The sequence below is a fragment of the Pseudoduganella namucuonensis genome, assembly GCF_900116645.1.
GTDB lineage: Bacteria > Pseudomonadota > Gammaproteobacteria > Burkholderiales > Burkholderiaceae_D > Rugamonas > Rugamonas namucuonensis.
On sequence record NZ_FPBO01000009.1, the window covers coordinates 213,665 to 224,100 of the forward strand.

The 10,436-nt window shown below is 65.3% G+C and carries 10 protein-coding genes; 5 read left to right on the top strand and 5 right to left on the bottom strand.

Going from position 1 to position 10,436, the window contains the following annotated elements; translation table 11 throughout:
- The first annotated feature begins 46 nt into the window (after positions 1–46).
- From BM436_RS12430 to BM436_RS12440, 3 genes are read left to right on the top strand one after another with little or no spacing between them, the layout of a single operon-like run.
- On the top strand, positions 47–1,171 hold the full coding sequence (locus BM436_RS12430; protein WP_093555831.1) for a M14 family metallopeptidase: 1,125 nt from the start codon (positions 47–49) through the stop codon (positions 1,169–1,171).
- 2 nt (positions 1,172–1,173) lie between these two features.
- A complete protein-coding gene (locus BM436_RS12435; RefSeq protein WP_093555832.1) occupies positions 1,174–1,638 on the top strand; it encodes a CYTH domain-containing protein in 465 nt (154 codons plus the stop codon).
- Positions 1,639–1,666: 28 nt separating this feature from the next.
- On the top strand, positions 1,667–1,939 hold the full coding sequence (locus BM436_RS12440) for a hypothetical protein (RefSeq protein WP_093555833.1): 273 nt from the start codon (positions 1,667–1,669) through the stop codon (positions 1,937–1,939).
- Between the two features lie 51 nt (positions 1,940–1,990).
- On the opposite strand, the gene BM436_RS12445 is transcribed toward BM436_RS12440, so the two are convergent.
- The 5 genes from BM436_RS12445 to BM436_RS12465 form a co-directional block, all read right to left on the bottom strand.
- Entirely contained in the window at positions 1,991–3,259 is a 1,269-nt protein-coding gene (locus tag BM436_RS12445) for a DUF2863 family protein (RefSeq protein ID WP_093555834.1), read from the bottom strand.
- A 177-nt stretch (positions 3,260–3,436) separates the two neighbouring features.
- Complete coding sequence (gene acnA, locus BM436_RS12450; RefSeq protein ID WP_093555835.1) at positions 3,437–6,145, bottom strand: aconitate hydratase AcnA; 2,709 nt, start codon at positions 6,143–6,145, stop codon at positions 3,437–3,439.
- Between the two features lie 102 nt (positions 6,146–6,247).
- Positions 6,248–6,781, bottom strand: a complete 534-nt coding sequence (locus tag BM436_RS12455; RefSeq protein ID WP_093555836.1) for a hypothetical protein — start codon at positions 6,779–6,781, stop codon at positions 6,248–6,250.
- Positions 6,781–7,782: an HpcH/HpaI aldolase/citrate lyase family protein gene (locus tag BM436_RS12460; protein ID WP_093555837.1), complete on the bottom strand. Its 1,002-nt coding sequence runs from the start codon at positions 7,780–7,782 to the stop codon at positions 6,781–6,783. The genes BM436_RS12455 and BM436_RS12460 overlap by 1 nt, the downstream gene beginning before the upstream one ends.
- A 128-nt stretch (positions 7,783–7,910) precedes the next feature.
- Positions 7,911–8,900, bottom strand: a complete 990-nt coding sequence (locus tag BM436_RS12465) for a malate dehydrogenase (RefSeq protein WP_093555838.1) — start codon at positions 8,898–8,900, stop codon at positions 7,911–7,913.
- 310 nt (positions 8,901–9,210) lie between these two features.
- Here BM436_RS12465 and BM436_RS12470 point away from each other — a divergent pair, with 310 nt between their 5' ends.
- The gene (locus tag BM436_RS12470; RefSeq protein ID WP_093555839.1) at positions 9,211–10,032 is read left to right on the top strand and encodes a GntR family transcriptional regulator; all 822 of its coding nucleotides are present in this window, start codon (positions 9,211–9,213) and stop codon (positions 10,030–10,032) included.
- A gap of 197 nt (positions 10,033–10,229) precedes the next feature.
- Positions 10,230–10,436, top strand: a 207-nt coding sequence (locus tag BM436_RS12475; RefSeq protein ID WP_443094103.1) for a succinate dehydrogenase, cytochrome b556 subunit, incomplete at its 3' end; no start/stop codon positions are given.

Below are 10,436 nucleotides of genomic sequence, written 5' to 3' on the forward strand. Positions count from 1 at the left end.
CGGATGTAGAATAGCGGTCTCGGAACTTTCACGACGGGATCGTCCCATGACCATCAAAATCAGCCAAAACTTCGATTCGGGCGCCATCGACGTGGTGCGCGCGGACAGCGCGTCCACCATCGAACTGAACCTGCGCAAGGACAGCCACGCCGACATCCGCCAGTGGTTCCATTTCCGCCTGCAGGGCGCGCGCGGCCAGGCCGTGACCATGCGCTTCCTGAACGCCGGCCAGGCCACTTACGCGAAGGGCTACGAGGGCTACCACGCCGTGGCCAGCTACGACAGCGAGAACTGGTTCCGCGTGCCGACCACCTTCGATGGCGAGGTGATGACCGTCAAGCACACGCCGGACCTGGATAGCGTCTATTACGCCTATTTCGAACCCTATTCGTGGGAGCGCCACCTGCGCCTGCTGGGCGAGGTGGCCGAGAACCCGGCGGCCCGCGTGCTGGACCTGGGCAACACCGTCGACGGCCGCGACATGAACCTGGTGGTCATCGGCGAGCCGGAGGCGGAGAAGAAGATCTGGGTCATCGCGCGCCAGCATCCGGGCGAGTCCATGGCCGAGTGGTTCGTCGAGGGCCTGATCGACGGCCTGCTGGACGACGCCAACCCCGTCTCGCGCAAGCTGCTGCAGCGCTGCTGCTTCTACATCGTGCCGAACATGAACCCGGACGGCTCGGTGCGCGGCAACCTGCGCACCAACGCGGCCGGCGCCAACCTGAACCGCGAGTGGATGACGCCGTCGGCCGAGCGCAGTCCCGAGGTGCTGTGCGTGAGGAACAAGCTCCACGAGACCGGCGTCGACATGTTCTTCGACATCCACGGCGACGAGGCGCTGCCCTACAACTTCGTGGCCGGCAACGAGATGCTGGAGAACTTCACGCCGGAGCAGGCCGCCGCGCAGAAGGCCTTCATCGACCGCTACAAGGCCGCCAGCCCGGACTTCCAGGACACCTACGGCTACGCCGCCAGCAAGTACAAGGAGGACATGCTGACCCTGGCCTCCAAGTACATCGGCCACCACTTCCAGTGCCTGGCGCTGACCCTGGAGATGCCGTTCAAGGACAACGCGGACCTGCCGGACGCCCACGTCGGCTGGAACGGCGCGCGCAGCGCGGCGCTGGGCCGGGCGCTGATGCAGCCCATCCTGCTGTCGCTGGACGATTGACCATGGGCGTCGAAATCGAACGCAAGTTCCTGGTCGTGAACGACGACTGGATGCGCCTGGGCGAACCGGTGCTGCTGCGCCAGGGCTACCTGTCCTCCCACGCGCAGCGGGTGGTGCGGGTGCGCATCGAGGGCGACGGGGCGGTGATGACCATCAAGGGCAAGAACGTGGGCGCCAGCCGGGGGGAGTGGGAGTATCCGATCCCGATGGCCGACGCGCAAGAGTTCCTGGGCAAGCTGTGCGAGCAGCCCATCATCGAGAAATACCGCCGCCGCATCCCGTACGCGGGTTTCGTGTGGGAGGTCGACGAGTTCCTGGGCGTGAACGCCGGGCTGGTGGTGGCCGAGATCGAACTGCCGTCCGAGGACCAGCCCTTCGACAAGCCGGACTGGGTGGGCGAGGAAGTGACGGCGGATGTGCGCTACCTCAATTCCAACCTGATCAAGCAGCCTTACTCCACTTGGTAAACGTCCTGTCCAGGGCTATGCTGGAAGGATGGAAGACGACTGGAAAATCTTTGCCGCGCGCATCGACGCCATCCTCCCTACTTTGGCAACAAAGGGGGATTTGGAGGCGCTGCGCGCCGATGTGGCGCGCTGGACCGTTGCCACGGTGATCGGTTTGTTCATCGGATTTGCGGGCTTGTTCGTGGCGATGGGGAACATTCTGAGGCCGGTGTCCCCGCCTGCGGCGCAGCCCCAGCAGCCCATCATCATTTACCTGCCCGCCCCGCCACCGCAGCAGCCCCAACAGCCTCAGCAAAAATAAAGCCCTCCGAAGAGGGCTTTATTTTTGGCGACAACGTTTTACCGCAAGCGCTTAGTGGAAGTGCTCGTTCCCGGCCGGGGCGTCCTCCGGCATTTCGGCGTGCACCAGCTCGCCGGTCGGGTCGGCGAACAGCGGGGCGCCGCAGTCGTCGCAGTACTCGGACACATAGCGCTCGCCCAGCTTCTTCACTTGCGTGACGCCGGCCGCGTTCAGGTGCTCGACGATCTCCTCCACCGGCGTGCGCGGTTTCAGCATGTCCTCGATGCCGCCGCCGCCGATCGGGCCCTCCGGCGGCGTGCCTTCCTCGTCCTCCTGGCCGTACAGCGGCCACACCACGCCGTACACCACGTCGGCGCTCTGGCGCGGCGTGAAGGCCACGCGGTATTCGTCGATCTGGCCGTCGGCCGCCTCCTCGCCGAAGCCGGCGATCACCGCGCGCAGCTCGGACGGCTCCACCGCCAGCGTGTGCGTCAGGTAGTGCACGGCGGCGCGGATCGACACCGGACGGATCAGCTTGTCCGCCTCGCGGCAGGCCATGTAGTAGGCCTCGGGCAGCAGCAGCTCGATGCCGCAGCCCGGCAGCAGGCGGTTCACGGTCGGCATGGCCTGCGCGCGCCACTGCTCCAGCGCGGCCTTGCGCTCGTCGGCGTGGTGCGCCACGGCGGACGGCGCCTGCCAGCGGAACACCGGGCCGCCGTGCGGCGCCACCACGGCGCACAGCAGGTAGCGCGTGTCGGCCAGGAAGGGCGCCGTTTCCGGCGGCTTGGCTTCCGACTTGAACGCCACCCCCTTCAGCGCGGCCTGCGCCAGCTTGTGGGTCTTGGCGTAGGCCTCGGCGTGGCTGCGCGGCAGCTGGTCGATCGAGTACAGCGTCGAGGCCATGGCCATGTGCGTGCCGTCGGCCAGCAGATGGGCCGAGAAGTGCGCGGACAGCGTGTTCAGCACGTCGGCCGGGATCGGGCCGGAGGCGATCGAGAAGCGGGTCCAGGCCAGGATGGGCGCGGCCACCAGCAGCACGTCGTACTGCGTGGACACGCCGTCGGCCTCCACCGTGATGGTGCCGGACTCGCTGGCGGCCTCGACGCCGTCCATCAGCACGTCGTAGGCGTTCAGGTCGTCGCGGAACAGGCTGTTCAGCGCGGCGTCGACGGTGTCCTGGTGCCCCGTTTTGAGCAGCTTCTGCAATTGGAGATCCAGGCCGCGTTCCCAGTTGCGCTCTTCGAGGCGGGAGGCGGCCTGGCCCACGGCTTGGGCGAGGGTGGCAAGGCGCTGGCTGTCGGCAGTTAATTTATTTGATGAATCTTTGGATGGGCGACGCATAGCGCTACAGGTTTCTCTTGTATGGAAAAAGTCTTCGTTATCCATATTGTAGTGGATTCACGCGGATGCGGCGGCGCAAATAAAAAACGCCGGACGAATCCGGCGTTTCCAAGGCAAAACCAAGAGCAGAGGCTGGGGTCAGACCCAACGGGTCTGACCCCGGATTTTGCAGTGGGTTTAGGCGGCCAGCAGCTGGCGCAGCACGAACGGCAGGATGCCGCCATGCTTGTAGTAATCGACCTCGATCGGGGTGTCGATACGCAGCAGCACGGTCACTTCCTGTTTCGAACCGTCGTCGCGGTTGATCACCAGGGTGGCCAGCTGTTGCGGCTTGATCTCGCCCTCCAGGCCCTTCAGGTCGTAGGTTTCCTTGCCGGTGATGCCCAGCGACTCGACGCTGTCGGTGCCGATGAACTGCAGCGGCAGCACGCCCATGCCCACCAGGTTGGAGCGGTGGATGCGCTCGAAGGAGCGGGTGATCACGGCCTTCACGCCCAGCAGCTGGGTGCCCTTGGCGGCCCAGTCGCGCGAGGAGCCGGTGCCGTATTCCTCGCCGCCGAAGATCATGGTCGGGGTGCCCTCGGCCACGTACTTCATCGCCGCGTCGTAGATCGACAGCTGTTCGCCGGACGGCTGGTGGATGGTGATGCCGCCCTCGACCGCCGAACCGTCGGCCTTGGCCGGGATCATCTTGTTCTTGATGCGCACGTTGGCGAAGGTGCCGCGCATCATGATCTCGTGGTTGCCGCGGCGCGAGCCGTAGGAGTTGAAGTCCGCCTTCAGCACGCCGGCCTCCTTCAGCCATTTGCCCGCCGGGCCGTCTTCCTTGATCGAGCCGGCCGGGGAGATGTGGTCGGTGGTGATCGAGTCGCCGAACACGCCCAGCGCGCGCGCGCCGGTGATGCCGGTGGCGGCCGCCTTCGGGGTCATCTCGAAGCCGTCGAAGAACGGCGGCTCGGCGATGTAGGTCGAATCCGGCCAGTTGTAGACCTGGCCCTCGGTCGACGACACGGCTTCCCACAGCTTGCCGGGGTTGCCCTTGACGTCGGCGTAGTTGTCCTTGAAGACCTTGGAATTCATCGCGTGCTTCATCAGCGCGCCGATTTCCTGCGACGACGGCCAGATGTCGCCCAGGTAGACGTCCTTGCCGTCGGTGCCCTTGCCGACCGGCTCGGTCATCAGGTCGCGCGTCATGTTGCCGGCGATGGCGTAGGCCACCACCAGCGGCGGCGAGGCCAGGAAGTTGGAGCGGATGTTCGGGTGGATGCGCGCCTCGAAGTTGCGGTTGCCCGACAGTACGGCCGAGGCCACGATGTCGTGCGATTGGATCGCGGCGTTCAGTTCCGGGGTCAGGTCGCCGGCGTTGCCGATGCAGGTGGTGCAGCCGTAGGCGGTCACGCCGAAGCCCAGTTGCTCCAGGTAGGGCAGCAGGCCGGCGGCGGTCAGGTACTCGGTCACCACGCGCGAGCCGGGGGCCAGCGAGGTCTTGATGTGCGGGGCGACGGTCAGGCCGGCCTCCACGGCCTTCTTGGCCAGCAGGCCGGCGGCCAGCAGCACCGACGGGTTCGAGGTGTTGGTGCAGGAGGTGATGGCGGCGATCAGCACGTCGCCGTTGTGCACTTTCACGCCGTCGGAGGTGGTGTACTCGGTGGTCAGGTCGGCGGCGGCCTTGTTGAAGCCGTTCTCGGTGGTCGGCTTGGAGAACAGTTCGATGAAGTTGTTCTTCACGTTGCCGATTTCGATGCGGTCCTGCGGACGCTTCGGACCGGCCAGCGACGGCGTGACGCTGGTCAGGTCCAGTTCCACCACGCTGGTGTAGTCGATCTCGCCGGCCTTCGGCACGCCGTACAGGTTCTGGGCCTTGAAGTAGGCCTCGAAGGCGTCGATCTCGGCCTTGGTGCGGCCGGTGCCGCGGAAGTAGTCGATGGTGGCGTCGTCGACCGGGAAGAAGCCCATGGTGGCGCCGTATTCGGGGGCCATGTTGGCGATGGTGGCGCGGTCGGTCAGCGACAGCGTCTCGGTGCCGGCGCCGAAGAACTCGACGAACTTGCCGACCACCTTGGCCTTGCGCAGCAGTTCGGTGATGGTCAGCACCAGGTCGGTCGCGGTGCAGCCTTCGCGCAGCGCGCCGGTCAGGTTCACGCCGACCACGTCCGGGGTCAGGAAGTAGACCGGCTGGCCCAGCATGCCGGCTTCCGCCTCGATGCCGCCCACGCCCCAGCCGACCACGCCGATGCCGTTGATCATGGTGGTGTGCGAATCGGTGCCCACCAGGGTGTCGGGGTAGTACACCGACTCGTCGGTCTTGTGTACGCCGCGCGCCAGGTACTCCAGGTTCACCTGGTGCACGATGCCGAAGCCGGGCGGCACCACGCCGAAGGTGTCGAAGGCCTGCATGCCCCACTTCATGAACTGGTAGCGCTCGTTGTTGCGCGAGAATTCCAGTTTCATGTTCAGGTCCAGCGCCTTCGGTTCGCGGAAGTGGTCGATGGTGACCGAGTGGTCCACCACCAGGTCGACCGGCACCAGCGGCTCGATCTTTTTCGGGTTCACGCCCATCTTGGAGGCGACGTTGCGCATCGCGGCCAGGTCGGCCAGCAGCGGCACGCCGGTGAAGTCCTGCAGCACCACGCGCGCCACGACGAAGGGGATCTCGTCGGTGCGCTCGGCGGTCGCGCCCCAGCCCGCCAGCTGCTTCACGTGCTCTTCGGTGACCTTCTTGCCGTCGCAGTTGCGCAGCACGGACTCCAGCACCACGCGGATCGAAACCGGCAGGCGGGATACGTTGATGCCCAGGCTTTTCTCCAGGGCCGGCAGGGAGTAGAACTTGCCCTTCTTGCCGGCGATGTTGAATTCCTTCAGGGTGTTCAGAGTGTTGCGGGACATGACTTCTCCTTCAGTGGGTGTCGTCTGTAATTAATGTGATGATTCACTAGTTCGGACGTGTGCTGCGCGCTTCTTGCGACTCGTTGCGATTTGCTTGTGCGATCAACCCTGCGCCGCCGGGACCGGCGCGGCCGCCGGCTGCAGCTGCTCCGGGCTCCTGCATTCGTTGGCCAGCTGGCGGTTCAGCTTGGAGTCCAGCAGCATGCCCTTGGCGGGAATGCCGATCCAGATCAGGCCGTACAGCTTGTTCTCGAAACGGTTGGCGCCGGTGGTGGTGCCCACGCGCGTGAGCCGGTGCAGGCGTTTTTTCCAGCGCAGCGCGATGTAGTTGTCGTCGCTGGCGTTGCGGTAGATGGTGATCTTGTTGCCCAGTTCGCAGTCGAACTCGGTGACCGAGGTGCCTTCGATGCCGGGCTCGTTGGCCTCCTCGGCGTTCTCCGGGGTGGCGGCGATGGCGGCGGCGGCGCCGGCCGCGGCCGCGCCGGCGGCGGCCTTCTTCACCGCCTTTTTCTTGGCGGCGGGTTTTTTGGCCTCGGCCTTGGCGGAGGCGTCGGGGGCGGCCGCGTGGGACGCGGGCGACAGGCACAGCGAGCCCAGCGCGAAGCCGCAGGCCAGGATGAGTTTGGAAATCGACATCAGTTTGCTTCCGTAGGGGTGTCTATGTTGTTGAGCAGGGTGGCCGCCGATTCGGGCAGCGTCAGGCCGGCCAGGCGCGCGCGCTGCAGCACGGTCCAGTAATAGCGGTAGCTGGCGCGGTCGTGCAGGCGGCCGTTCTGCGAGATCGGGCCCCATTGTGCGCGCTCGGCGTCGTGCAGGATGTGGGCCGCCTCGTTCACTTCCGACAGGCGCGGCGTGAAGGCCTTGATGACCGGCTTGATCTGGTTCGGGTGGATGCTCCACATGCGCGTGTAGCCGAATTCGGCGGCGGCGCGCTGGGCGTCGTTGGCCACCACGGCCGGGTCCTTGATCTCGGTGGTCACGTTGTGCGAGGGCACCTTGCCGTGCGCGTGGCAGGCGGCGGCGATCTCGAGCTTGGCGCGCACCACCAGCGGGTGCGTGAACTGGCCCGGGGTGCGCATGGCGTTGCCGGGCACCGCGCCGTAGTGCGAGGACACGAAGTCCATGATGCCGAACGACAGGCACTCGACCTGGGGCAGGGCGGCGATGGCGTAGGCGTCGCGCAGCGCGCCGTGGGTCTCGATCAGCACGTGCACCGGCAGCGCGTCGCGGCCGGCGCGTGCGGCGTGCTGGTTGATCACGTCGATGGCGCGCATCACGTCCTGCGCGCTGTCCGGCTTGGGCAGCACCACGTAGGCCAGCTTGTGGGCGGCGGCGCCGCAGATGATGTCCACGTCGCGTTCGAAGTGGGGGCTGCGCAGGTCGTGCACGCGGGCGCCGACGCGGTTGAATTTGTTGCCCTCGTCGAGCAGCAGGCTGGCGATGAGCCGCGCGTGCGCCTCCTCGCCGCCGGCGGAGGCGCCGTCCTCGCAGTCGAAGGTGATGTCGAACAAGGGACCAAGTTCTTGTTGCAAGGCAAGCGATTTGCGCATCAGCTTTTCGGAGCCGGCGTAGTGGTCGCAGGCGGGAAGCAGCAGCGGCTGGCGCGTGCCCTGGAATAAAACCTCGGAAGGATGCATGCGGGGGGTGTCTGGGTGGGGTGCGGGGGATGAAGTGACTGCGGATGGGGCCGCCGCACTGCTCTCGGCAGTGCGGCGGATGCGACGAATGGGCGGTTTGACCGGTTCCACAGCCGCGGGCTGGCCGGTTACGGCAGCAGGTGTTTCACGCCTTCACGCTCTTCGGTCAGTTCCTTCAGCGTGATGTTGATGCGCTCTTGCGAGAAGGCGTCGATCTCCAGGCCCTGGACGATGGTGTACTCGCCGTTGTCGGTGGTGACAGGGAAGCCGAACATGGTGCCTTCGGGGATGCCGTAGGAGCCGTCCGAAGGGATGCCCATGGTGGTCCACTTGCCGTTGGTGCCCAGCAGCCAGTCGCGCACGTGGTCGATGGCCGCGTTGGCCGCCGACGCCGCCGACGACAGGCCGCGCGCCTCGATGATGGCCGCGCCGCGCTTGCCGACGGTCGGCAGGAAGGTGTTGGCGTTCCATTCCTGGTCGTTGATCAGGTCCTTGACCGATTTGCCGTTCACGGTGGCGAAGCGGTAGTCGGCGTACATGGTTGGCGAGTGGTTGCCCCACACGGTCAGCTTCTCGATGTCTTTCACCTGGGTGCCGGTCTTGGCGGCGACCTGCGACAGGGCGCGGTTGTGGTCCAGGCGCAGCATGGCGGTGAAGTTCTTGGCCGGCAGCGACGGCGCCGATTTCATGGCGATGTAGGCGTTGGTGTTGGCGGGGTTGCCGACCACCAGCACTTTGACGTTGCGCGATGCGACGGCGTCCAGCGCCTTGCCCTGCACGGTGAAGATCTGGGCGTTCGCTTCCAGCAGGTCCTTGCGTTCCATGCCGGGGCCGCGTGGACGCGCGCCGACCAGCAGGGCCACGTCGGCGTCCTTGAAGGCGGTCAGCGGGTCGGAGTGGGCGGTCATGCCGGCCAGCAGCGGGAAGGCGCAGTCGTCGATTTCCATCATGACGCCTTTGAGCGCTTTTTGCGCTTTTTCGTCAGCGATTTCAAGCAGTTGCAGGATGACCGGCTGATCTTTGCCCAGCATGTCGCCGTTGGCGATGCGGAACAGCAGGGAATAGCCGATCTGGCCGGCGGCGCCGGTGACGGCAACACGCATTGGGGTTTTAGCCATGATGAATCTCCAAAGTGGAATAAAAACGATCTGAAGCTGGGCCTACGCTTATTTGAAAAACGTGTAATGATACCAAACCGGCACGCCATGGGGGCCGCCTTTAGCGCGCCCCCGGGTTGCCTTTAGCTTGTCCTGCGACTATGCTTTTCCTGTCCGGTGATGCGCGCGCGCGTGCCTTCAGGAAGAGTACAGCCACCGAGTTTAGGCTGCTCCCGCCCTTCTGTCAATGCTATCTTATGTCTTATATAAGACAGATAAGTTGTCGTTTTTTGCTGGACGGCACGTGGCTTTTGTGGTGAAATCGCTGTCTATGAATTCCGCCCCGTCCAACCTGACCAACAATGGCGCTCCTGCCTCCGGCGCGGTCAGTCCGACGGCGGCCCCGTCCTCCGCGGTCCCGTCCCCCGCGGCGCCTTCGCCCACCTTCTCGCCGCTGTACCAGCAGATCAAGGCGCTCATCACGCAAAGCCTGCAGTCCGGCGAGTGGAAGCCGGGCGAACTGATCCCCAGCGAGGTCGAGTTGGCCGGCCGCTTCAAGGTCAGCCAAGGCACCGTGCGCAAGGCGATCGACGAGCTGGCGGCCGAGAACCTGGTGGTGCGCAAGCAGGGCAAGGGCACCTTCGTGTCCACCCACCACGAGGCGCGCGCCCATTTCCGCTTCCTGCGGCTGATGCCCGACGAGGGCGTGCCGCACTATCCCGAATCCCGTTTCGTCGAGGTCAAGCGCCTGAGGGCGCCGGCCGACGTGGCGCGCCTGCTGGAACTGAAGTCCGGCGACGCCGTGGTCTACATCAAGCGCGTGCAGCTGTTCGACGGCGTGCCCACCATCGTCGAGGAGCTGTGGCTGCCCGGCCTGGTGTTCAAGGGCCTGACGGCCGAGCGCCTGAACGAATACAAGGGGCCGATGTACGGCCTGTTCGAGTCCGAATTCGGCACGCGCATGATACGCGCGGCCGAGAAGATCCGCGCCGTGTGCGCCGACGAGGGCGTCGCCGAACTGCTGCGGGTCGATCCGGGCACGCCGCTGCTGATGTCCGAGCGCGTCTCGTTCACCTACGGCGACAAGCCGGTGGAGCTGCGCCGGGGCCTGTATTCGACCGAGCGCCACCACTACCAGAACGATCTGAATTAAGGGGGATGTGCTGCATTGCCGCACGCCCCGCGGCGATGTTGCGCGAACAACACGCGGGCTGGTCGACTTGGCATGCCCCGGCCGGTGATAAACCAGAATTATCACCATATGTAACGATAGATATTGGTCTGGACCGCGAAAATAAGCGAAAATGTCGGTCTTTACATAATTTTGCAATAGTATAGGGAGGTTTTGTCATGTCTGAAGCCGTAAAGGAAGTACCAAGAAAAGAGCGGCCGCAGTTTCGTAATATCCACATCACCGAATTGTCCAACTACCGTCTGCCGCTGGCCGGCGTGGTCTCCATTTTGCACCGCATCAGCGGCTTCCTGATGTTCGCGCTGCTGCCGGTGATCCTCTATCTGTTCGAGAAAAGCATCGTCTCCGAGATCTCCTTCGAGCAT

Excerpts from the sequence above, each read along its gene's own strand:
- BM436_RS12430 (WP_093555831.1), top strand. The coding sequence starts at position 47 with ATGACCATCAAAATCAGCCAAAACTTCGATTCGGGCGCCATCGACGTG.
- BM436_RS12435 (WP_093555832.1), top strand. The coding sequence starts at position 1,174 with ATGGGCGTCGAAATCGAACGCAAGTTCCTGGTCGTGAACGACGACTGG.
- BM436_RS12440 (WP_093555833.1), top strand. The coding sequence starts at position 1,667 with ATGGAAGACGACTGGAAAATCTTTGCCGCGCGCATCGACGCCATCCTC.
- BM436_RS12445 (WP_093555834.1), bottom strand. The coding sequence starts at position 3,259 with ATGCGTCGCCCATCCAAAGATTCATCAAATAAATTAACTGCCGACAGC.
- acnA (WP_093555835.1), bottom strand. The coding sequence starts at position 6,145 with ATGTCCCGCAACACTCTGAACACCCTGAAGGAATTCAACATCGCCGGC.
- BM436_RS12455 (WP_093555836.1), bottom strand. The coding sequence starts at position 6,781 with ATGTCGATTTCCAAACTCATCCTGGCCTGCGGCTTCGCGCTGGGCTCG.
- BM436_RS12460 (WP_093555837.1), bottom strand. The coding sequence starts at position 7,782 with ATGCATCCTTCCGAGGTTTTATTCCAGGGCACGCGCCAGCCGCTGCTG.
- BM436_RS12465 (WP_093555838.1), bottom strand. The coding sequence starts at position 8,900 with ATGGCTAAAACCCCAATGCGTGTTGCCGTCACCGGCGCCGCCGGCCAG.
- BM436_RS12470 (WP_093555839.1), top strand. The coding sequence starts at position 9,211 with ATGAATTCCGCCCCGTCCAACCTGACCAACAATGGCGCTCCTGCCTCC.